The organism is Cognatishimia activa (assembly GCF_017798205.1).
Lineage (GTDB): Bacteria > Pseudomonadota > Alphaproteobacteria > Rhodobacterales > Rhodobacteraceae > Cognatishimia > Cognatishimia activa_A.
Genome location: NZ_CP060010.1, coordinates 532,107 through 554,031 on the forward strand (window position 1 = coordinate 532,107; position 21,925 = coordinate 554,031).

The 21,925-nt window shown below is 58.0% G+C and carries 18 protein-coding genes; 6 read left to right on the top strand and 12 right to left on the bottom strand.

The window, feature by feature from the left end; genetic code table 11:
- Window positions 1-5: 5 nt before the first annotated feature.
- The 3 genes from ppdK to mce all read right to left on the bottom strand — a co-directional run bounded on the left by ppdK (window position 6) and on the right by mce (window position 3,497).
- Window positions 6-2,501, bottom strand: a complete 2,496-nt coding sequence (gene ppdK, locus HZ995_RS02500) for a pyruvate, phosphate dikinase (protein WP_209358135.1) — start codon at window positions 2,499-2,501, stop codon at window positions 6-8.
- Window positions 2,502-2,748: 247 nt separating this feature from the next.
- The gene (locus HZ995_RS02505) at window positions 2,749-3,030 is read right to left on the bottom strand and encodes a DUF1467 family protein (RefSeq protein WP_209357106.1); all 282 of its coding nucleotides are present in this window, start codon (window positions 3,028-3,030) and stop codon (window positions 2,749-2,751) included.
- A gap of 62 nt (window positions 3,031-3,092) precedes the next feature.
- Complete coding sequence (gene mce / locus HZ995_RS02510; protein WP_209357107.1) at window positions 3,093-3,497, bottom strand: methylmalonyl-CoA epimerase; 405 nt, start codon at window positions 3,495-3,497, stop codon at window positions 3,093-3,095.
- 182 nt (window positions 3,498-3,679) lie between these two features.
- Here mce and HZ995_RS02515 point away from each other — a divergent pair, with 182 nt between their 5' ends.
- Entirely contained in the window at window positions 3,680-4,396 is a 717-nt protein-coding gene (locus tag HZ995_RS02515; protein WP_209357108.1) for a response regulator, read from the top strand.
- Here HZ995_RS02515 and HZ995_RS02520 read toward each other — a convergent pair.
- The 3 genes from HZ995_RS02520 to aspS all read right to left on the bottom strand — a co-directional run bounded on the left by HZ995_RS02520 (window position 4,393) and on the right by aspS (window position 8,965).
- Window positions 4,393-5,640, bottom strand: coding sequence for a DUF1501 domain-containing protein (locus HZ995_RS02520; RefSeq protein ID WP_209357109.1), 1,248 nt, complete (start codon window positions 5,638-5,640; stop codon window positions 4,393-4,395). The genes HZ995_RS02515 and HZ995_RS02520 overlap by 4 nt on opposite strands.
- Before the next feature lie 10 nt (window positions 5,641-5,650).
- On the bottom strand, window positions 5,651-7,024 hold the full coding sequence (locus HZ995_RS02525; RefSeq protein ID WP_209357110.1) for a DUF1800 domain-containing protein: 1,374 nt from the start codon (window positions 7,022-7,024) through the stop codon (window positions 5,651-5,653).
- Window positions 7,025-7,183: 159 nt separating this feature from the next.
- Complete coding sequence (gene aspS / locus HZ995_RS02530) at window positions 7,184-8,965, bottom strand: aspartate--tRNA ligase (protein ID WP_209357111.1); 1,782 nt, start codon at window positions 8,963-8,965, stop codon at window positions 7,184-7,186.
- A gap of 254 nt (window positions 8,966-9,219) precedes the next feature.
- Here aspS and HZ995_RS02535 point away from each other — a divergent pair, with 254 nt between their 5' ends.
- Window positions 9,220-10,407, top strand: coding sequence for an SAM-dependent methyltransferase (locus HZ995_RS02535; RefSeq protein ID WP_209357112.1), 1,188 nt, complete (start codon window positions 9,220-9,222; stop codon window positions 10,405-10,407).
- Here the strand turns inward: HZ995_RS02535 and HZ995_RS02540 are convergent, their stop codons facing one another.
- Both HZ995_RS02540 and HZ995_RS02545 read right to left on the bottom strand, forming a co-directional pair.
- Complete coding sequence (locus tag HZ995_RS02540; RefSeq protein ID WP_209357113.1) at window positions 10,408-11,040, bottom strand: aminotransferase class IV family protein; 633 nt, start codon at window positions 11,038-11,040, stop codon at window positions 10,408-10,410.
- Window positions 10,995-12,116 carry an aminodeoxychorismate synthase component I gene (locus tag HZ995_RS02545; RefSeq protein WP_245168730.1) on the bottom strand — a complete coding sequence of 374 codons (1,122 nt, stop codon included), beginning with the start codon at window positions 12,114-12,116 and terminating at the stop codon, window positions 10,995-10,997. The genes HZ995_RS02540 and HZ995_RS02545 overlap by 46 nt, the downstream gene beginning before the upstream one ends.
- Before the next feature lie 218 nt (window positions 12,117-12,334).
- Here HZ995_RS02545 and carB point away from each other — a divergent pair, with 218 nt between their 5' ends.
- Window positions 12,335-15,667, top strand: coding sequence for a carbamoyl-phosphate synthase large subunit (gene carB / locus HZ995_RS02550; protein ID WP_209357115.1), 3,333 nt, complete (start codon window positions 12,335-12,337; stop codon window positions 15,665-15,667).
- Window positions 15,668-15,705: 38 nt separating this feature from the next.
- On the opposite strand, the gene HZ995_RS02555 is transcribed toward carB, so the two are convergent.
- The 3 genes from HZ995_RS02555 to HZ995_RS02565 form a co-directional block, all read right to left on the bottom strand.
- Window positions 15,706-16,539: a DMT family transporter gene (locus HZ995_RS02555; protein ID WP_209357116.1), complete on the bottom strand. Its 834-nt coding sequence runs from the start codon at window positions 16,537-16,539 to the stop codon at window positions 15,706-15,708.
- Between the two features lie 111 nt (window positions 16,540-16,650).
- On the bottom strand, window positions 16,651-18,291 hold the full coding sequence (gene groL, locus HZ995_RS02560) for a chaperonin GroEL (RefSeq protein WP_209357117.1): 1,641 nt from the start codon (window positions 18,289-18,291) through the stop codon (window positions 16,651-16,653).
- Window positions 18,292-18,333: 42 nt separating this feature from the next.
- Complete coding sequence (locus HZ995_RS02565; RefSeq protein ID WP_209357118.1) at window positions 18,334-18,621, bottom strand: co-chaperone GroES; 288 nt, start codon at window positions 18,619-18,621, stop codon at window positions 18,334-18,336.
- 184 nt (window positions 18,622-18,805) lie between these two features.
- Here HZ995_RS02565 and HZ995_RS02570 point away from each other — a divergent pair, with 184 nt between their 5' ends.
- On the top strand, window positions 18,806-19,039 hold the full coding sequence (locus HZ995_RS02570; protein ID WP_209357119.1) for a hypothetical protein: 234 nt from the start codon (window positions 18,806-18,808) through the stop codon (window positions 19,037-19,039).
- Here the strand turns inward: HZ995_RS02570 and HZ995_RS02575 are convergent.
- Window positions 19,036-19,683, bottom strand: a complete 648-nt coding sequence (locus tag HZ995_RS02575; protein WP_209357120.1) for a DUF2161 domain-containing phosphodiesterase — start codon at window positions 19,681-19,683, stop codon at window positions 19,036-19,038. The genes HZ995_RS02570 and HZ995_RS02575 overlap by 4 nt on opposite strands.
- Before the next feature lie 195 nt (window positions 19,684-19,878).
- Between HZ995_RS02575 and HZ995_RS02580 the strand changes: the two genes are divergently transcribed.
- Window positions 19,879-20,799, top strand: a complete 921-nt coding sequence (locus HZ995_RS02580; protein WP_209357121.1) for a manganese-dependent inorganic pyrophosphatase — start codon at window positions 19,879-19,881, stop codon at window positions 20,797-20,799.
- Between the two features lie 119 nt (window positions 20,800-20,918).
- Window positions 20,919-21,809 carry a TIGR01459 family HAD-type hydrolase gene (locus tag HZ995_RS02585; protein ID WP_209357122.1) on the top strand — a complete coding sequence of 297 codons (891 nt, stop codon included), beginning with the start codon at window positions 20,919-20,921 and terminating at the stop codon, window positions 21,807-21,809.
- Window positions 21,810-21,925 lie beyond the last annotated feature (116 nt).

Sequence of the window (21,925 nt, forward strand, 5' to 3'; positions counted from 1 at the left end):
GAAACTTAGCTTCCAATTTGATCCCGTATGGCCAGCTGTGCCGCCGCCAATCGCGCCACAGGCACACGGAATGGTGAACAGGAAACATAGTTCATTCCCACCTTGCGGCAGAAGGCAATCGACTCGGGGCTGCCGCCATGTTCGCCGCAAACCGAGAGAACCAGATCGGGGCGTTCCTTGCGCCCGCGCTCTGCGCCAAGCTTCACCAGCTCGCCCACGCCATCGGTATCCAGCGTGTGAAACGGATCCTCTGCATAGACGCCCTGCTGTACATAAGCGGACATAAACCGCCCCGCGTCGTCGCGTGACAGACCATAGGTCATCTGCGTGAGGTCATTGGTGCCAAAGCTAAAGAAATGGCAGTTCGGCGCGATCTCTTCGGCGCGCAGGGCCGCGCGCGGGGTTTCCACCATCACGCCCAGTTTAAACTCAAAGGCATCGCTGTGTTCCGTCCGAACGGCTGCGGCCACCGCATCAATCCGGGTTTTGACCAGTTCGACCTCGCGTTTCGCGCTAACCAGAGGGATCATGATCTCTGGCACCACAGCATCGCCATCCTTGGAGGCCTCAATCGTGGCCTCAAAGATCGCACGCGCCTGCATGTCATAGATCTCGGGCACCGCGATGCCCAAACGCACACCGCGCATGCCGAGCATGGGGTTATATTCAGAGAGCGCCTCAACGCGACGTTCCACCGTCGAAAGCGGAAGGTTCAAGGCCTCGGCCAGGTCGCGCATGCCCGTGCGGTCGCTTGGTAGGAACTCATGCAAAGGCGGATCAAACAGACGAATACAGACTGGCCGCCCCTGCATGATCTGAAAGAGATCGACGAAATCCTCACGCTGGATCGGCAACAGGCGCTCAAGCGCCGCCTTGCGATCATCGCTTTCATCCGCAAAGATCATCTCGCGCATGGCAGTCAGGCGGTCTTCTTCAAAAAACATATGCTCGGTGCGGCAGAGCCCGATACCCTGCGCTTGGAAATTGCGCGCGGTCAAAGCATCTGCTGGCGTGTCAGCATTGGCACGGACATCGATATCGCGGTTTTCATCGGCCCAAGACATGAGCTTCTGAAAGCTCTCATCCAAGGCGGCTTCAAGCATCGGCGGCTGTCCCGCCAAGACCTGACCGTTGGATCCATCGATGGTCAGGATATCGCCTTCGCCAAAGACCCGCCCATCCGGTGCGATCAATTGCTTACGCCGCGCCTGAAAGCGGATCTCGCTCGCGCCCACGACGCAAGGAAGGCCCATGCCACGTCCGATCACAGCGGCATGGCTCGTGATACCACCACGTTCCGTAAGAACCGCAACTGCAGCATGCATGCCGCGAATATCTTCTGGGTTGGTCTCGCGCCGCACCAAAACGGCGGCCTCGCCGCGGGCCGCCGAGGCCTGAGCATCAGCCGCGGAAAACACAATCTTACCCGTCGCAGCCCCGGGGCTCGCAGCCACACCCGACCCAACCACATCGCGGTCGGCATCCGGATCCACCTGACGGTGCAACAATTCATTCAACGCGCGCGGCTCCACCCGCAACAGAGCTTCCTGGCGCGAGATCACCCCGTCTTCGGCCAAAGCCACCGCAATACGCACCGACGCGCGCGCCGAGCGATGCACGCGCACCCCGTCCAGAATATGGACGCCCCCGTTTTCCAACGTGAACTCAACCTGCATCTCTTCGCGCAGACGCACGCGCATGGCTTCGGCGTGTTTGATCAGCTCAGAAAAGGCCTCTGGTGCCTGATCCTCGAGCGACGGGCCGCGGTCATCCTTTTCAAGGAAAAGCGACTTTTCACCCGCCTCCAACGCATCCCGACCTTGCGATTGCGACAGATAGCGACCTTTGATCATCGGCGTGCCGGAGACGCTATCCACCAATTGCAACACGCCCGAGCCGCATTCCCCCTGCCCCAGCCCAAGCACCATCGCCTGCACCACCAGTCCAAGCCCCGCATCCGCAGGCGCCCCTTTCGCCATCCGCAAGAGCCGCGCCGAGGTGCCTTCCCACGCCCGCGCCATCGAGCGCAAAACACCGCCGAGCTGTTCTTTCGGATCCTGAGGAAAGGCCTCATCGGCCTCATCCTCATAGGCATCCAACGCCTCATTCACCGCATTGGCATCTGTGGGGTCAATGTCATCAAACATATCCGGATCAAGCCGCGCCACATGCACCGAATAAGCCTGAATAAACCGGAAATAGAGCTCATCCGCCGCCTCGCGGCCCAGTGTATTGGACAAATGCGCATGACGTTCCGCATTCATTCCGATATTTAACACAGCACCCGGCCCGCCCCAGTCAGGATCCTGAGAACTCGGCCGCACACAGAGAATTTGCCCCTCCTCGAACGGAGAAATCAACCGCGCCAGATCCGGCATATCGCCGGCCGCAATATTATGGACAGCCTCAAAAGACAGCGCCACCGTCGTGGGCACCGGCATCTCCATGCGCACCAGACGTTGCAAACACTTCGCCCGCCCGCCGTGGGTATCAGGCGACATCGGTGCATCCGGTGTGATCAGCGTGATATAGGAACTATTATTCTGCACTGCGGCATTTCTCCTGCTGTCCGTGCAGCATAAGCATTGCGTCCTACCTGGCAAGGGAAAGCTGAGAGCGGACCGCCGACCAAGGCCTTCATCTTGCTACAAATACTCTGGGTAGAAAGCCGTCTAGCAAAAACTCAAGGAGCTATTGAGGCTCGAACGGGCAGAGCCCAGGCCATCGGCCAAGGGGGCAATGCCTCTCTTAGCTTTCGCCAACCGGCGGCAGGCTGTCCATCCAATTGAAATCGCGCACGTCGATAATGCCCTGCGTGATCACCCAATAGAGAATGACCCACAAAACCGCAGCAATCCCGCTGGTGATCCAGGCCTTGAGTTTTAGGTTGTGCACCTCTGGTGCTCCAGCCTGCGTGCCCGGCACGATCTCTCCGAGATCGCCTTGCGTTTGCAGACGAAACGGGATGACGCAGAGGAACGTCATGAACCAAAGCACGGCATAAAGAACAATTGCAGAGGTGATACCCATGAGCGTGATTTCCTAATTCCTACCCCAAAGCACATAGCACGCGCGATGCGCTCTGCAATGGGTCAGACCTGTTCAAGCTCCACCAAACAGCCATTAAAGTCCTTAGGGTGCAGGAAGAGCACCGGCTTGCCATGCGCGCCAATCTTTGGCTCACCAGACCCGAGCACACGCGCGCCAGAGGCCTGCAGCTGGTCGCGCGCGGCCAGGATGTCTTCAACCTCATAGCAAATGTGGTGAATGCCACCGGCTGGGTTCTTTTCCAAAAACCCATTGATCGGGCTCGCGTCGCCCAGCGGATAGAGCAGTTCGATCTTGGTATTGGGCAGCTCAATAAAGACTACGGTCACCCCATGATCCGGCTCATCCTGAGGCGCGCCGACCTTCGCCCCAAGCGCCGTACGATATTGCTCGGATGCGGCCTCCAGATCTGGAACTGCGATAGCGACGTGGTTCAGGCGACCAATCATAATAAACCTCTTGGCGTGTCTGCGAATTTGCCGAGACTTATCCGGCATCCCCTTTAGCAAAGCAACCGCCGTGCCGTGACGTTCCTCGCGACCATTTGGCGCGCAAAGGGTGACGACGATGGTCTTAACGGCTCATTAGGCAAAATGCGCTTAGGCTTTCCTCAATCGGAAAGGAAAGACTCATGGATGATCTCCCGCAATTCCCGCCCCTTATCTCCCCCACTGCGCAGCGCCCGCTGTTGGGCGTGACGGTTCTGGTCGTTGAAGACAGCCGTTTCGCTTGCGAGGCCCTTAGGTTGCTCTGTCTGAAAAGTGGGGCTCGGATCAGGCGGGCGGATACGCTGGCGGCGGCACGCAAACATCTGCGGACTTATCGGCCCTCTGTGATCATTGTGGATCTTGGGTTGCCTGACGGATCCGGCCTTGATCTGATCCGAGATTTGCATCGCTATGATCACGGTATTCAGGCGATTTTAGCGACCTCAGGCGATGATACCTTGGCCCATGCCGCGATATCAGCCGGAGCCCATGGGTTCTTGTCGAAACCTCTAACGTCAGTCGCAGTCTTCCAGCAAGCCGTACTAAAACACCTGTCGGCCTTATCTACAACCGCCCGCCTCCGCGCAGCCAATCCAGAGACAGTGCACCCGGATGCGTTGGCTTATAACGATGACCTGCGCAAAGCGGCTTCAAGCCTTTCGCAAATCAGCGAAGCACGCCAGTTGGTTTACCTTGGCCGATTTGTCTCTGGCATCGCGCGCAGTGCTGGCGATATCGACTTGCAAACCGCGGCTGAAACGCTTCTGGCAACACAAAGGGCGCGCAGACCCAACGATCAAATCATTGCGCGTCTGGCGTCACTTTTGAAGCAACGTATTGCCACGCGTCGAACCGTTTAAAGCAAGAGTTTCGGGCCCGACCCCATATCCAAGCCACCAAAAACAGAGGTTTCCAACGCAGATTTCGACATCCCAAAGGACTCCCGCATCGCCCAGGCGGCCCAGGCCCGAATGTCGGTCGTCGGCATAAGGTCACGCCGGTCGTAAAGATCTGCTTCCGCAAGCCCCGGCCAGCGCCCATGCACCTGCCCGCCGCGCACCGCGCCACCCGCCACGATCATCGTGCCTCCGGTGCCGTGATCCGTACCCTTTGTACCATTCTCGCGAACGGTGCGGCCGAACTCGGTCATACAAAGCACGGTCGTCTGGCCCCAGACAATCGAGCCAAGCTCTTTGCGCAGACGCAGGATGGTTTCTGACAACTCCTGCAGAGGTCGGTTCAGGGTCCTGTTCTGCGCGGCATGGGTGTCCCAACCGCCAATCGAGAACGACGCGATCCGGGTTTCAGCCCGCAGTTGCTCGGCCGCGAAGTCTACGATTTTCAGGTGTGTCTTGCCTTTGCGTGCATTCTGAACGTCGTCGGCCATCGCATTCATCATGTCCTCTTGGTCGACCATCCCGCCGTGCATATCCAAAGCAACGGAATCCCCGTCAGAGCTGGCCAGACTTATGGCCTCTTGCATGGACGCAGCCATGGTCGGATCGCCTTTCATCACCAGATCCAGCAGGCGCAGCCCTTGCGAACTCATGCCCAGATCCACGTCTGGCGACCAGTTGGACACAGGCGTCTCCCCCGTCAGGATCAACATATTCTCGCGACCAAGGGCAAAGGCCGTCCGCGCCTGAGCGCCTCCGAGGTAGGGCAGCATCCGGTTGAGCCAGCCATCGCGGCGACCCATAGGCGCAAGATCCACGGTTCCGGCCTCAAGCAAATCTTGCCCGTCAAAGTGGCTCCGCTTGTCGCGGTAGGGCGTCGAGGTGGCTTGCACAAAGGACAGCTCTCCACGATCCCAAAGCGGCTTAAGGGGTTTGAGGCCCGGGTGAATACCGTAGAATTCGTTTAGATGCAGTTCATTGTCACGGGACACCGCGAGATTAGGGCGATGGGACGCGAGGCTCAGATCCCCCCAAGGGCGCAGCACATCAATGCCGTCCATGCCCCCGCGCAGGATGATCACCACAAGCCGGTTATCGCCGGGCGCAGCAGCCAGACTGACCGGTGTCAGCAGTGGGCTGGCCGCCAGCGAACAGCCAATGGCCCCAGCGGATCCTAGGAAATTTCGGCGTGAAATTTCATGTGTCATATCGTTCCCCCTAAAATTTCTGAAAGGCAGGAGAGGTCAGCACCAGAGCGATGCCTTCCCATCGGTTTTCGGCAGCAGAGGCCGCGAAGGCGACCTCAGGAGGGGCGTTCTGCCCCAGAGCAGTTTGCGCGAATTCGCGCGGATCCGGCAGCACGCGCAGCATCTCTTGCGGCGCAGACAGGGCCCAAGCCAGACGTGCAGCCATGAATTGCGGCGTGATCCAAAAGCTATCTTCCTCAGGCCAGCCGTCGGGCCCATTTGGCGTTTGCCAGGGTTGCCCCATGATCTGCATCGGCGTGACAATCAGGTTCAGCAGAAACTTCTGATTGCTACGCGCCAATGTGGCCTCACCCACGTCCAGCGCCCGCATGGCGGTGGCGACAAAATCGATGGGGCGTTTGATATTGGTCATCTCGGGCTGCCAGCTTGCGGGGTGGTTCAGCAAGGCGACATAGACGTTCAGCAAATTCCCATCGCTGTCGCGATAGGCCGCTGTCAGCTTGTCGATCAGGTCGGGATCGGGAGTATCCGCCATAAAATGCCGCGCCAGTTTGCTTGCAATATGCCGTGCGGTTGCCGGATGGCGCGCGAGGTCGCGCAGGGCTGCGTGGATGTCATCCAAAGAACCTTTGCGACCATAGTTCTTGCCCAAGACGGTTTCCGCGCCCGGTTCGACATGGGCAGGTTTGAATTTAAATCCACCCTCTTGATCGAGGCTTAGGCCTGCAAAAAGTTCTGCCAATTGGCGCACATCGTCCTGCGTATAAGGACCATCGACGCCCAGCGTATGCAGCTCCATCACCTCACGCGCGAGGTTTTCGTTCAGCCCTCGGGCTCGACGTTTACCAAGTTTACTGTTGGGACCAACCGATTGCGCCTGATCCAGATAATGCAACATCAATGGGTGGGTGACCGCTGCGATCAACAGGTCCTCAAAACGGCCTGCGATATGGGGGCGGATCGCCTCTTCGATGTAAGGAGAAGTGCCGAACCGCACGATATTGCTCTTGCCCCGCGCAGTGAAATGATCGGCCCAGAAAAACGCGAGCCGCTCGCGAAAGCCGGTGGATGTTTGGGTCCGTCGCAAAAGCGTGTCGCGGATCATGCCCGCATAGGCTTTGCGCGCCGCAGTATTCGCACGTTTCTTAGCCTTGGTGGCTGCCGCACGGTCGTCTTCATTCTTGGCTTTGCGCTCGCTGCGCCGCGCCTTTTGAAACGCCACAATGCGGTGGCGGAAGTCGCCGAAACCTTCGATAGGAAAATCGCGCATCATACGGTCGGGCCCCAAAAGACCATCAAGCATCTCCTCAGCACTTTGGGGCGCGGACACACGTGGGGACAGACCTGTTCCAAACCGAATTTCTGCGACCTCTGGATTGAACATCCGACCCTCCCTGCGCACATGCGTCGTAAATCCTTGTGTCCATAATACGGCACAAATGGGTCGTTCCGTCGGCAGCCACGCGATTTTTTGCCAGAGGCGGTGCAGCGCAAAACAAAAGGGCCCCGAAGGGCCCTGCATGTTTTGCGCTTTAGGTCGTTGTTATTCCTGAGGAATAACCCGCAGGCCCAGCTCCATCAGTTGATCAGAGGATGGATCGCTTGGCGCGTTCATCATCAGGTCTTCGGCGCGCTGGTTCATCGGGAAGAGCATGACTTCGCGGATGTTTTGCTGATCAGCCAAAAGCATCACGATACGGTCTACGCCAGCGGCACAGCCACCGTGTGGCGGGGCACCGTATTGGAACGCTTTGTAAAGCGCGCCGAAACGGGATTTCACTTCGCCTTCGTCATAGCCTGCCAGTTCAAACGCTTTCAGCATGATCTCAGGCTTATGGTTCCGGATCGCGCCGGACACCAGCTCATACCCGTTACACGCCAGATCGTACTGATAACCCAGCACCTCAAGCGGGTCGCCATTCAGTGCATCCATGCCACCTTGAGGCATCGAGAACGGGTTGTGTTCAAAGTCGATCTTGCCGCTTTCTTCGTCTTGTTCATAGATCGGGAAGTCCACGATCCAAGCAAATGCGAAACGGTCCTGTTCGGTCAGGCCAAGCTCAGCACCGATGACATCACGTGCTTTGCCTGCAACCTTTTCAAAGGCTTTGGGTTTGCCGCCTAGGAAGAAGGCCGCATCGCCCACGCCCAGCCCCAGTTGTTGACGGATCGCCTCGGTGCGCTCTGGGCCGATGTTCTTTGCCAGAGGCCCAGCGGCCTCTAGGCCCTCACCCTGATCGCGCCAGAAGATATAACCCATGCCCGGCAGGCCTTCGCCTTGGGCGAATTTGTTCATCCGGTCACAGAATTTACGCGACCCACCTTTCGGTGCTGGGATCGCGCGGATCTCGGTGCCTTCTTGTTCCAGAAGTTTCGCAAAGATCGCAAAACCAGAGCCAGCGAAATGCTCGGACACAACCTGCATCTTGATTGGGTTGCGCAGGTCGGGCTTGTCAGAGCCATACCATAGTGCTGCGTCGCGATAAGAAATCTGCGGCCACTCGCTGGGTGCATCAACCATGCGGCCGCCGCCGAATTCCTCAAACACACCCGCCAGAACCGGCGCGATGGTGTCAAAGATGTCTTGTTGCTCCACAAAGCTCATTTCGAGGTCGAGTTGATAGAAGTCAGTCGGAGAGCGATCTGCGCGCGGGTCTTCGTCGCGGAAGCACGGCGCGATCTGGAAATATTTGTCAAAGCCTGCGACCATCATTAGCTGTTTGAACTGCTGAGGGGCCTGCGGCAGCGCATAGAATTTACCCGGATGCAGACGCGATGGCACGAGAAAGTCGCGCGCGCCTTCCGGGGAGGATGCGGTGATGATCGGGGTCTGATATTCTTTGAACCCCTTGTCCCACATGCGTTTGCGCATCGAGGACACAACGTCAGACCGCAGGGTCATGTTCTTTTGCATCTGCTCGCGACGCAGGTCGAGGAAGCGGTACTTGAGGCGCGTTTCCTCTGGGTATTCCTGATCTCCAAAGACCATCAGCGGCAGTTCGTCAGACGCGCCCAGAACCTCGAGGTCGCGGACGAAAACTTCGATCTCGCCGGTCGGCAAGTTCGGGTTCACAAGGCTCTCATCCCGCTCAAGCACATTGCCGTCGATGCGGATACACCACTCAGAGCGCACCTTCTCCAGCTCGGAAAACACCGGGCTGTCGCCATCCGCGATCACCTGAGTGATGCCGTAGTGGTCGCGCAGGTCAATGAACAGAACGCCGCCGTGATCTCGGACACGGTGGACCCAGCCTGCGAGGCGCACGGTGTCGCCCACGTTGGATTTGTTCAGATCTACGCAGGTGTGGCTGCGGTAAGCGTGCATATCGATGCCTTTCCTAAGGGCCGCCCAGATGGGGCCCGAAATTCGTCTGGGGTGATACACAGTCAACGCGGCCGGAAGTCAAGCAAATGCTGACCAAATGGCCCGTTTTTGCGCATCCGTGGCCACGGGCGCTGAGTCGAATTTCGCCCGAAATTCGAAAATCTTTACAAAACGGGGGCAATTTCGGCAGACTTTGCCTCGGGAGTTGCGGGTCAACTGACCTGCTTTAGTGAGTAAACGAGGGGGCTTTGCGCATGTGGGCGACCTTATTTTTGCGGATGATGCGGGGGCTCATTCGGGACGGCGCTTTGGAAATCACGATGCCGAATGGGCAGGTTGAACGGATGGGAGACGGGAGCGATCCTATCAGGATTACACTTTCCGATCCTGACTTGCCCCGGCGCATTCTGTTTAGTCCAGAGCTGGCCGTGGGTGAGGCCTATATGGACGAAACTCTGACCATAGCGCAGGACGATCTTTACGGTTTCATCGCCTTGGGTGTGCGCAATTTTGCGGTCGGACACGGCGAAGGTTTGGAGTCGCGGATCGCGCCACTCAAACGATATGTCGAACAATTCAATCCGGTCGGCCGCGCGCAGAAGAATGTCGCACATCACTATGACCTCAGCGGGCGGCTCTATGATTTATTTCTGGATGAAGACAAGCAATACAGCTGCGCCTATTTCACTGACGCTGATATGAGTCTTGAGGCCGCGCAGGTCGCGAAGAAACGCCATATCGCGCGGAAATTATTGATTGAGCCTGACATGCATGTGTTGGACATCGGCTGTGGCTGGGGCGGTCTGGCGTTGACTTTGGCGCAGGATTTCGGCGCTCGAGTCACAGGTGTCACCCTGTCAGAAGAACAGCACGCAGTGGCGACCGACCGGGTTCGCCAAGCGGGGTTAGAGGGTCGCGTGAAAATCTTGTTGAAGGACTATCGCGCTGTCGACCAGACCTTTGACCGGATCGTTTCCGTAGGCATGTTTGAACACGTCGGCGTGCCACATTATCGCGAGTATTTTCGCCATGTGCACGACAAACTTTCAGAAGACGGCGTGGCATTGATCCATACAATCGGGCGCGCAGCCCCACCCGGGCGTACTAGCCCCTGGATCACCAAATACATCTTCCCCGGAGGCTATGTGCCTTCAATGTCGGAATGCCTGAAAGCAGTCGAGAAAGAGGACCTCTGGGTCACGGATGTCGAGGTCTGGCGGCTGCATTATGCCGACACGCTGAAACATTGGCACGACCGCTTCATGGAACGGATTGACGAGGCCAAAGAGATCTATGACGACAGGTTCTGCCGCATGTGGCGGTTCTATTTGATCGCGAGCGAACTCACCTTCCGCCTGCATCGGCAATGTGTGTTTCAGTTTCAGATCTCACGCCGGCAAGAGGCCGTGCCATTGAGTAGAGACTATCTCTATCGCACCTGATCAGACCAATTTCACAGGGATCATGCCCCGAAGGGAATTGCCCATGTGAATGGCCTTCGCCGTTTTCAGCATGTCGACAGTCACGACAGCTTCGAGTGCTCCGTTTTCTAAGGCAATTTCGCGCTGAATGCCGGGCAGCAACCCGCAGGGCAACGGCGGCGTTACGATCTGCCCGTCCTCAAGCGTGACAAAGACGTTGGTTATCGTCCCCTCGCAAACCTCGCCACGCTCGTTCAGCATCAACGCCTCATCGATGCCGTCTGGCCTCTCTTCGCGCGCCTTGTCGTAGAGGCCACGACGCGTGGTTTTGTGCTGCAAGAGCCTGTCGGCAGACGGCAGTCTGACATCGCTGATCGCGACACTCCAGACTTCTAGTGTTTCGCCCAGCGGGGCCGACGAAAACTCGAACCCTTCGTCGCCCAGTGTCAACCGGCAGCGCAGCGGCACATCCCCGCAGGCCTGAATCACATAAAGCGCCCAAAGATCTTCATAGTCGAACCCCAGCACCTCAGCCGACCGCGCCATCCGCGCCAGATGCCGGTCCAGATTGATAAACCCGGCCTCTGGCTCCCAGCGAAAGGTCTCGATCAGTCGCGCGTCACGCGGAAGGCTGTCGCGTAGCGCGCTTTCCATAGGGCTTCCTCATATTCAGATGGGCCGGTGCTGTCCCAGACCACGCCGCCGCCCACATTGAGCTTGGCCAGACCATCCTCCACCATCAACGTGCGGATCGCCACATTGAAATTGCTGCGCCCGTCCGGGGCTGCCCAGCCAATGCCGCCGCAATAGATCTCGCGGGGTTCGGGTTCCAACTCGCGGATGATTTCCATAGCGCGCAGTTTCGGCGCGCCGGTGATCGACCCGCAGGGGAAGAGCGCTTTGAAGATATCGCCCAAGCCCGCATCGGGGCGCAGTTTGGCACGCACGAGCGACACCATCTGGTGCACGGTGGCGTAGCTTTCGATCTTGAAGAGCTCGGGCACCTCGACCGATCCGGTTTCAGCAACCCGACTGATGTCGTTGCGCAGCAAGTCAACGATCATAAGGTTTTCGGCGCGGTTCTTTTCATCGCTGCGCAGCCATTCAACCCGTTTGGCATCCTCTTTAGGATCCTCAAGGCGCGGCTGCGTGCCCTTCATGGGCCGCGTTTCTATCGTGCCATCGCTGAGCGTGCGGTAGAACAATTCCGGCGAGCGGCTGAGCAAATCCGGCCCGTCCTCTTGCAACACCAAGGCCCCCTGCCCGACCGGCTGCCGCGCGGTCAGGGCCGCATAGAGCGCCGAAGGGTCGCCCTCGTAAACGGCCTCCATCGGGAAGGTCAGGTTGATCTGATAGGTGTCGCCCGCGCCGATATAGGTTTTGACCTGATCAAAGGCCTCTTCATAGCGGACTTGCGTCCATAAAGGGCAAGGCTCTGTCAAAGCCGTCGATCCGTGCTGCAAAGGCCGTATCGACGGGGCTCGATAAACGCCAAAACGCAGCAACGGCAAACGACGCTCGCTTGGCATCAGGGGCAACAACCGCTCTTCCAGCGCATAGCCCAGCTCATAGGTGCCATAGCCCGCGACCCAAAGCCCCTCGCTTTGCGCCGCTGCAATTTCGTCGAACGCAGCCGGCACATCCCCGGGCTTCCACGCCTCGATCACGCGGCTTGGATCCCCGAACCACGTCCCAGCGCCCAAGGGCCCCTGATCAAAGCGAATCTGCACGCGCATCTCCTGCAAGTGTTTGACGAAATTGGTATAGCGCTCTCGCTCTCGCTGAACAGGGTGAAAAGCGGCTTTTCTCAGTTGAAATCGGCCCAGAAGACCTTTGGCGCAAAACTCGCTATAAACCCCTTGCACCTTGCCCGCCGATCCTTATAAGGCAGGACAATTTGCGCGCCGCCCTGTGCGCTCTCCTGCCGCTTTGAACCCCGAGGTCCGCCATGCCCAAAAGAACTGACATCAAATCCATCATGATCATCGGCGCAGGTCCGATTGTGATCGGCCAGGCATGCGAGTTCGACTACTCTGGCGCGCAGGCGTGTAAGGCGCTGCGCGAAGAGGGCTATCGCGTCATCCTCGTGAACTCCAACCCTGCGACGATCATGACTGATCCAGAGCTGGCGGATGCAACCTATATCGAGCCGATCACACCGGATGTGGTTGCCAAGATCATCGAGAAAGAACGCCCCGATGCGCTGTTGCCAACGATGGGTGGTCAGACCGGTCTGAACACCTCGCTGGCTTTGGAAGAAATGGGTGTGCTTGAAAAATTCGGCGTCGAGATGATCGGCGCGAAACGCGACGCGATTGAAATGGCCGAAGACCGGAAGCTCTTCCGCGAGGCGATGGACCGTCTGGGCCTTGAGAACCCACGTGCGACCATCGTGACCGCGCCCAAAAAAGAGAACGGCGACGCGGATCTCGACGAAGGCGTGCGCATCGCACTGGAAGAACTCGAAGACATTGGCCTGCCTGCGATTATCCGTCCGGCCTTCACGCTTGGCGGCACTGGCGGCGGTGTGGCGTACAACCGCGAAGACTATATGCACTTCTGCCGCACCGGTATGGACGCGTCCCCTGTGAACCAGATCCTCGTCGATGAAAGCCTGCTCGGCTGGAAAGAATACGAGATGGAAGTGGTCCGCGACACAGCGGATAACGCCATCATCGTGTGTTCCATCGAAAACGTAGACCCGATGGGCGTGCACACAGGTGACTCGATCACTGTCGCGCCTGCGCTGACGTTGACCGACAAAGAATACCAGATGATGCGGAACGCTTCGATTGCGGTTCTGCGCGAGATCGGTGTCGAAACAGGCGGCTCGAACGTCCAATGGGCCGTGAACCCGGCCGACGGCCGTATGGTCGTAATCGAAATGAACCCGCGCGTGTCCCGTTCCTCGGCGCTGGCCTCAAAAGCGACCGGCTTTCCAATCGCCAAGATCGCCGCGAAATTGGCAGTTGGCTTCACGCTGGACGAGCTTGACAACGACATCACCAAAGTGACGCCTGCGTCCTTTGAGCCAAGCATCGACTATGTGGTCACCAAGATGCCGCGCTTTGCTTTCGAGAAATTCCCGGGCTCTGAGCCCTACCTCACCACCGCGATGAAATCCGTGGGCGAAGCCATGTCCATCGGCCGCACCATCCACGAAAGCTTGCAAAAAGCACTGGCCTCGATGGAAACCGGCCTGACCGGCTTTGACGAGATCGAGATCGAGGGCGCACCAGACAAAGCCGCCGTAATTAAAGCGATCTCCAAACAGACCCCAGACCGCCTGCGCACAATCGCGCAAGCTATGCGTCACGGCCTGACCAATGATGAGATCTTCGCGACCACCATGTTTGACCCATGGTTCCTGGATCGTATCCGCGAAATCATCGACGCCGAAGAAAACGTGCGTGCAAATGGTCTGCCGAATGATGAGCAAGGCCTGCGCGCGCTGAAAATGCTCGGCTTTACCGATGCACGTCTGGCGAAGCTGACCGGTTTCTCTGAAAACGATGTTCGCAAAAAGCGTGTCGCCGCAGGCGTCAAAGCCTCCTTCAAACGCATCGACACCTGCGCGGCAGAGTTCGAGGCGCAAACGCCTTACATGTACTCCACCTACGAAGTGCCTGTTTTTAGCGAAGCGGAATGCGAAGCGCGCCCAAGCGACAAGAAAAAGGTCGTGATCCTAGGCGGCGGTCCAAACCGGATCGGCCAGGGCATCGAGTTTGACTATTGCTGCTGTCACGCCTGTTTCGCCCTGACCGACGCGGGCTATGAGACCATCATGGTCAACTGTAACCCAGAGACCGTGTCCACCGACTATGACACCTCGGACCGCCTGTATTTCGAACCGCTGACCTTTGAACACGTCATGGAAATCCTGCGCGTGGAACAGGAAAACGGCACGCTGCACGGCGTCATCGTTCAGTTCGGCGGCCAGACCCCGCTGAAACTGGCGAATGCTCTGGAATCCGAAGGCATCCCGATCCTCGGCACCACGCCTGACGCGATTGACCTGGCCGAAGACCGCGAGCGTTTCCAAGCGCTTGTGAACCAACTGGGCCTGAAGCAGCCTAACAACGGCATCGCCTCCACCGACGCGCAAGCCTTTGATATCGCAAAAGAGATCGGCTTCCCGCTGGTCATCCGCCCCTCTTATGTTCTGGGTGGCCGCGCGATGGAAATCGTACGCGATATGGCGCAGCTTGAGCGTTATATCAGCGAAGCCGTGGTGGTTTCCGGCGACAGCCCGATTCTGCTCGACAGCTACCTCGATGGCGCGACAGAACTGGATGTAGACGCGCTTTGCGACGGTGAAAACGTCCACATCGCCGGCATCATGCAGCACATCGAAGAAGCTGGCGTACACTCTGGCGACTCCGCCTGCTCGCTGCCGCCCTACAGCCTCTCTGACAGCGTGATCGCCGAGATCAAAGAACAGACTGTGGCTTTGGCCAAAGCGCTCCACGTCAAAGGCCTGATGAACGTGCAATTCGCCGTCAAAGGCGAAGTCATCTACCTGATCGAGGTCAACCCACGCGCCTCACGGACCGTGCCGTTTGTGGCCAAAGCCACCGACAGCGCGATTGCCTCGATCGCTGCGCGCCTGATGGCGGGCGAGCCTCTGTCGAACTTCCCAGAACGCCCGCCTTACGCCAAAGACGCCGACATCTCGAAGCCGCAAAAGATCGCAGATCAGATGACCTTGGCGGATCCGATGATGCCTTGGTACTCGGTCAAAGAGGCGGTCATGCCGTTCAACCGTTTCCCAGGCGTCGACACGATCTTGGGCCCAGAAATGCGCTCCACCGGTGAAGTCATGGGCTGGGATCGCAGCTTTGCGCGCGCGTTCCTGAAGGCGCAAATGGGCGCGGGCATGGTTCTGCCAAGCGAAGGCACCGTGTTCATCTCGATCAAAGACTCCGACAAAACCGCAGAGATGCTGGACGCAGCCCAGATCCTCGCAGGCCTCGGCTTCTCGATCATCGCGACCTCTGGCACCCAGAAGTGGCTGGCAGAAAACGGTGTGGACTGTGGTGTGGTCAAGAAGGTCTATGAGGGCCGTCCGAACGTCACTGACAACCTCAAGAACGGCGACATCGCTCTGTTGATGAACACCACCGAGGGTCAGCAGGCCATCGACGACAGCCGCGACATCCGCTCGATCGCTCTGAACGATAAGATCCCTTACTTCACCACCGCAGCAGCTTCTCACGCCGCCGCCCGCGCCATCAAAGCGCGCGAAGAAGGCGAGATCGAAGTCCGCGCGCTGCAGGCTTAAGCATCTGAAAATTCTCGTAAAGGGTGGGCCCTCGTGGCTCACCCTTTTCTTATGGAGAGGGCCACACCGCCCAAGACCAGCACCGAGCAAATCACAAAGCGCAACGTCAGATCTTCGGCCAAAAACACCATGCCACCGCCCATTGCGATCACCGGCACGGTCAACTGCGCAACGGCGGCTCGGCTCGCGCCAAGCGACGGGATGATGGCGTACCACAAGGCATAGCCCAGCCCCGAGGTCACAGCACCCGACACAGTAGCCAAAGCCACGCCGGTCACGCTCAAAACACCCCAGTCCGGCAGCAAGAACATTGCAGCCAAACCCACAGGCGCCGCCAGAATGAAGTTCATCGCCGTGGATTGCGTCGCATCTTTTGCCCCCTGTCCGGCCAAAGAATAAATCCCCCAGCCGACACCCGCCGCTGCCATCAAACCCACCGCCCCAATCGGCAAGGTCAAGGCCTCACTCGGCCATAAAAGCCATGCCAGGCCCGCCACCGCGATCCCGGCCCCAAGCATCCTCTGTGCGGGCACATCGTCGCCACGTGTCAGCGCTGCGACAAACATCGTCACCTGAACAACGCCAAACAAAATCAAAGCCCCCACACCCGCATCAAGCGCCTGATAGGCCAGCGAAAATCCAAAGATATAGGCCAACAACGAGGCCACCCCAACGGCCCTCACGCGACCGCCTAGCGCAAACCCCTTACCCTGCCAAGCCACCAAAGCTGCGAGCATCACCGCCCCCGCCGCCAGCCGCAATGCGCCAAACACAACCGCATCCATCCCCCCATCCACAATCGCCACACGATTGAGAACCGAGTTCGCGGCAAAGGCCACCATGGTCACAAGGGTCAGCACAAAAATCCGCATCGCTATTTCTCTTGCTCCAAATATCCTCGCCGAAGGCATCCCACCCTTAGCCACAAAAAAGGGCCGCTCCAACCGGAGCGACCCTCAATTCACACAGATGTGCGGTGATGATTACATCATGCCGCCCATGCCGCCCATGTCTGGCATGCCGCCACCTGCTGGTGCGTCTTTGACAGGCTTGTCTGCAACCATTGCTTCGGTGGTGATCAGAAGACCTGCAACAGATGCCGCGTCTTCCAGAGCCGTCCGGGTCACTTTCGCAGGGTCGATAACGCCAAAGCCGAACATGTCGCCATATTCTTCGGTCTGAGCGTTAAAGCCGAAGGCAGTGTCGTCAGATTCACGGATCTTGCCCGCAACAACTGCACCGTCGACACCAGAGTTCTCAGCGATCTGACGCAGAGGCGCTTCGATGGCTTTGCGAACAATGTTGATGCCTGCGTTCTGGTCAGCATTTGCGCCTTCCAGACCGTCCAGAGCTTTGCCGCCCTGTACCAGAGCAACACCACCACCCACGATCACGCCTTCTTGCACGGCCGCACGGGTCGCGTTCAGCGCGTCATCAACGCGGTCTTTGCGCTCTTTCACTTCGACTTCGGTCATGCCGCCAACGCGGATAACCGCAACGCCGCCTGCGAGTTTCGCAACACGCTCTTGCAGCTTTTCACGGTCGTAGTCAGAAGAGGTCTCTTCGATCTGGCCGCGGATCTGGCCAACACGTGCCTCGATCTCTGCTTTTTCACCAGCGCCGTCCACAATAGTGGTTTCGTCTTTGGTGATGTTAACGCGCTTGGCGGTGCCCAGCATGTCAACGGTAACGTTCTCAAGCTTCATGCCGAGGTCTTCGGAAATCACTTGGCCGCCGGTCAGGATCGCGATGTCTTGCAGCATTGCTTTACGACGATCACCAAAACCAGGTGCTTTCACAGCTGCGATTTTCAGACCACCGCGCAGTTTGTTGACAACCAGAGTTGCCAGCGCTTCGCCTTCAACATCTTCTGCGATGATCAGCAGAGGCTTCTGAGACTGGATCACAGATTCCAGAAGCGGAACCATTGGCTGCAGAGAAGACAGTTTCTTTTCGTGCAGCAGGATCATGCAGTCCTCAAGGTCTGCAGTCATCTTGTCTGGGTTGGTCACGAAGTAAGGGGACAGGTAGCCGCGGTCAAACTGCATACCTTCAACAACGTCGGTCTCAGTCTCAAGACCTTTGTTTTCCTCAACGGTGATCACACCTTCGTTGCCAACTTTCTGCATCGCGTCTGCGATCTGACGGCCGATTTCTGCTTCGCCGTTTGCAGAGATAGTGCCAACCTGTGCAACTTCGTCAGAGTCTTTGACTTCGCGTGCAGAGGCAACAATCGCTTCAACAACTTTTGCAGTCGCCAGGTCGATGCCGCGCTTCAGGTCCATTGGGTTCAGGCCAGCAGCAACTTGCTTGAGGCCTTCTTTAACGATCGCCTGCGCCAGAACGGTCGCAGTGGTGGTGCCGTCGCCCGCTTCGTCGTTGGTGCGAGAAGCAACTTCTTTCACCATCTGCGCGCCCATGTTCTCGAACTTGTCTTCCAGCTCGATCTCTTTGGCAACGGATACACCGTCTTTGGTGATGCGTGGAGCGCCGAAAGATTTGTCCAGAACAACGTTCCGGCCTTTAGGGCCCAGAGTAACTTTAACAGCATCCGCGAGGATGTTTACGCCGCGCAGCATTGCGTTGCGGGCATCGGTGTCGAACTTTACGTCCTTAGCAGCCATTGTGCTTTACCTCTTTGAAATTCTTGAAATTGGATCGACGACTTAGGACAGGATGCCCATGATGTCGGATTCTTTCATCATCAGCAGCTCTTCGCCGTCGACGGTGACTTCGGTGCCGGACCATTTGCCGAACAGAACCTTGTCGCCAGCCGCAACTGCCGGAGCAATCAGCTCTCCGCTGTCTTTGCGTGCGCCTGCGCCCACTGCAACAACTTCGCCCTCAGAAGGCTTTTCTTTTGCGCTATCTGGAATGATCAGACCGCCTGCGGTTTTCTCTTCGCTCTCAAGACGACGAACCAGCACACGATCGTGTAGAGGTGTAAGTGCCATTATAGGTTTCCCTAACAAAGTGTCTCCCTGACTCCCTCAGCGGAGTCGTTAGCACTCCCAGTCGGCGAGTGCTAACAGGCGAATAGTTAGGGATGGGTTGGAGAGGAGTCAACGGGTGTGTGGAAAGTTTTTGCCGATCGAAAAACCGCTCTATCTTACACACTAGAACAGAATTGGCCTCGACATGCTGCAAGACAAGAAATCAGAAACAGATGCGGAAAAACAAAAGGCAATCCTGACGCGTTTGGTCAAAGAGCTTTCAAACAGCCACCCAGATTTATACTACCAATCCACAACTCAGATCGCTCGATTGATACGCGACCTGATCGATGCTGGGAAAACTCTTAATGGCGAAGAGCGAAAAGTCATGGAACGTCTTGGGCACCGAGACATAGAGGTCCTTCTAAGTCTGCACTAATCGCCGGCAAGCCCGGCCGCGGCTAGATCCGTCACCCCATAAACCCCACGCTCCACCTTCTCAAACCACCCATAGTGGTTCACCGCCATAATTGCCGTTGCCCTCGGCACCCCCACAGCCCTCGCCACCTCAGCCCCTCTGCTCGGCCCATGCTCCGCCAAATAAGCCGCACAGCGCCGCGCTTCCTGCAAATAAGCCGTCTCAACTTTCCCGCGCGTGCCGCCTAGGTTCGGATCCCCCTCGCGCCGTTCAAACTCCTTCAACAGCGCCCCTCTGCGTGGCTTACTCTTGCGCGGCTTAAACTCCGCCGGGTCCGCATGCACCTGCACATGGCCATCGTCCAACTTCACCGACAAAACCCCAACGCCCAGCCGCTTACACAGACCAACATTGCCTTTAAACGTCCGCCACCCAGACTTCCCCTTCCAGCGCGGCACACAAACATAGACCCAATCGGAAACCCGCTGCCGAGCCACCGCCTGCTGCAACAGCGCCAAGGAAAACCCGACCTTGAGCTCGACAATCACCGGGTCCTCGCCTTCGCGGCAGGCCATCACATCACAAGCCCCAACCTCGGCCTTCACCTCAAACCCCTGCGCCTCAAGCCAGGCCTTCACCGGCAGATATAGATCCGTCTCTTTCATGTGCCCCAAGCTACCCCGCGACCGCATCCAATCCCACCCATTTTCTCTTGCTTGAAATATCCCGGGTGAATTGGCCGCACGGCCAAGAGGGCAGCGCCCTCAATGCGACATCTCCCCACGTGACAAGCGCGCAAACCCCGCCTATAAGGCCCGCAAAATCGCACGCCTCCCCGGCATATCTCAAGGACACGCACGATGACCATCCAAGTATTTGGCCATAAATCCCCCGACACCGACACCACCGGCTCTGCCATCGTCTGGGCTTGGTATCTCAATGAGATCAAAGGCACCCCGGCCAAGGCGGTCCTTTTGGGAGAGCCAAATACAGAAGCGGCCTTCATGCTGAAACGCTGGGACCTGCCAAAGCCTGCGATCATCGAGGACGTCGCCGATGACGCGCCGGTCGTGATCGTTGACACCAACAACCCAGCCGAGCTGCCAGCCAACATCAACAACGCCGATATCCAAGCCATCATCGACCACCACAAGCTGGTCGGCGGCCTGGAAACCAAAGGCCCGATTGACATCACAATCCGCCCGCTGGCCTGCGCAGCCACCATCCTGATCGACCTGATGGGCGAGGACGCCGCCAAAATGCCCGACGCCATCAAAGGCGCAGCCTTGACCTGTATCCTGTCTGACACGCTGGAATTCCGCTCTCCAACAACCACCGATCACGACAAAGCCGTGGCCGAGCAACTGGCTGCCGATCTGGGCCTTAAAATCACCGACTACGCGTCTGAAATGTTCGCAGCGAAATCTGACGTTTCAGCTTTCTCTGACGCTGAACTCATCCGCATGGACTCCAAAGAATACGAAGTCGACGGCACCAAGTTCCGCGTATCCGTTCTGGAAACCACCGCCCCGGAAATCCCGCTGAACCGCAAAGACAGCCTGATGGAGACCTACGCGACCGTTAAATCCGAGGACGGCGTAGATGAGGTTCTGTTGTTCGTCGTGGACATCCTCAAAGAGGAAGCCACGCTTCTGGTGCCAAACGATCTGGTCAAAACTGTTGCAGAGAAAAGCTTTGGCGCGACTGTCGCGGGCGACACTGTGGTTCTGCCCGGCATCATGAGCCGCAAAAAGCAGATCATTCCGAACCTCAAGGTCTGATCTGATCAGCAGATTTCATAAAGAGCGCCTCACCCAGGGCGCTCTTTTCTTTTGCGCATAGCAAATCCGTTACAGCTCGGGCATAAGCAGGCGCAACTCAGACTCTCAAAGGCCGCCCCATGACACAGATCATCGAAACCCTCGCTGATATCTCTGACCGCTATGACGCGCTGTTTGTCGATCTTTGGGGCTGTGTGCATAACGGCATCACGGCTTTCCCTGAGGCGGTCAAAGCGCTGCAGGATTACCGCGCGCGTGGTGGCATCGTCGTTCTAGTCACGAACTCGCCCAAGCCCCGCAAAGGCGTGGGTGAGCAACTTGCCAGCTTTGGGGTTCCGGCCGATGCCTATGACACGATCTCGACTTCTGGCGACTCCGCGCGCTCTGCGATGTATCAGGGCGCGGTTGGACAAAAGGTCCACTTCATGGGTGAATGGGCGCGCGATGAAGGCTTCTTTGAGCCCCTCAACGTGCTGGATAACCCCCTAAAGATCGAAATCGTCCCGCTTGAGGACGCCGAAGGCATCGTCTGCTGCGGCCCCGATGACACGATGGCTGATCCCGAGGTGAACCGTCCTGCCTTCCTCTATGCCAAGCAAAAAGGCATGAAACTGCTCTGCGCCAACCCCGACATTATCGTCGACCGTGGCGAGGTGCGCGAATGGTGCGCAGGCGCTCTGGCGAAACTCTATACCGAGATGGGCGGCGAGAGCCTTTATTTTGGCAAGCCACATCCACCGATCTATGATCTGGCGCGCCGCCGTCTGGCCGAGGTTACAAACGCACGCAATCTGGCCGACATCCCCGACACAAAGATCCTCGCGATTGGTGACGGCATCCACACAGATATTGCGGGCGCGATGGGAGAGGACATCGATGCTCTGTTCATCACAGGCGGCCTCGCGGCAGCCGAAACGAAAACCGACCGGCAACCCGATCCGGACGCTCTGGACGCCTATATCGCCAAAGAGGCGCGCCATCCCCAATACTCCATCGGCTTCCTGAGATGATCCAAGGGCGCGGTAAAGCCTGAGCTTTTTACATCACGCTCTGAGTCAAATTCTTTACCGAACGCTTAGTAGCCACTCTAATTTCCCTTGATTTTCTGCACCTGCGAAGTAATAAA

Bases quoted from the DNA above. Each gene is read 5' to 3' on its own strand.
- HZ995_RS02585 (WP_209357122.1), top strand. From the start codon at position 20,919: ATGACACAGATCATCGAAACCCTCGCTGATATCTCTGACCGCTATGAC.
- HZ995_RS02540 (WP_209357113.1), bottom strand. From the start codon at position 11,040: ATGGAAAGCGCGCTACGCGACAGCCTTCCGCGTGACGCGCGACTGATC.
- mce (WP_209357107.1), bottom strand. From the start codon at position 3,497: ATGATTGGTCGCCTGAACCACGTCGCTATCGCAGTTCCAGATCTGGAG.
- ppdK (WP_209358135.1), bottom strand. From the start codon at position 2,501: ATGTCGCCTGATACCCACGGCGGGCGGGCGAAGTGTTTGCAACGTCTG.
- HZ995_RS02555 (WP_209357116.1), bottom strand. From the start codon at position 16,539: ATGCGGATTTTTGTGCTGACCCTTGTGACCATGGTGGCCTTTGCCGCG.
- HZ995_RS02580 (WP_209357121.1), top strand. From the start codon at position 19,879: ATGACCATCCAAGTATTTGGCCATAAATCCCCCGACACCGACACCACC.
- carB (WP_209357115.1), top strand. From the start codon at position 12,335: ATGCCCAAAAGAACTGACATCAAATCCATCATGATCATCGGCGCAGGT.
- HZ995_RS02565 (WP_209357118.1), bottom strand. From the start codon at position 18,621: ATGGCACTTACACCTCTACACGATCGTGTGCTGGTTCGTCGTCTTGAG.
- aspS (WP_209357111.1), bottom strand. From the start codon at position 8,965: ATGCACGCTTACCGCAGCCACACCTGCGTAGATCTGAACAAATCCAAC.
- groL (WP_209357117.1), bottom strand. From the start codon at position 18,291: ATGGCTGCTAAGGACGTAAAGTTCGACACCGATGCCCGCAACGCAATG.
- HZ995_RS02520 (WP_209357109.1), bottom strand. From the start codon at position 5,640: ATGACACATGAAATTTCACGCCGAAATTTCCTAGGATCCGCTGGGGCC.
- HZ995_RS02505 (WP_209357106.1), bottom strand. From the start codon at position 3,030: ATGGGTATCACCTCTGCAATTGTTCTTTATGCCGTGCTTTGGTTCATG.
- HZ995_RS02535 (WP_209357112.1), top strand. From the start codon at position 9,220: ATGTGGGCGACCTTATTTTTGCGGATGATGCGGGGGCTCATTCGGGAC.
- HZ995_RS02575 (WP_209357120.1), bottom strand. From the start codon at position 19,683: ATGAAAGAGACGGATCTATATCTGCCGGTGAAGGCCTGGCTTGAGGCG.
- HZ995_RS02570 (WP_209357119.1), top strand. From the start codon at position 18,806: ATGCTGCAAGACAAGAAATCAGAAACAGATGCGGAAAAACAAAAGGCA.
- HZ995_RS02525 (WP_209357110.1), bottom strand. From the start codon at position 7,024: ATGTTCAATCCAGAGGTCGCAGAAATTCGGTTTGGAACAGGTCTGTCC.
- HZ995_RS02515 (WP_209357108.1), top strand. From the start codon at position 3,680: ATGGATGATCTCCCGCAATTCCCGCCCCTTATCTCCCCCACTGCGCAG.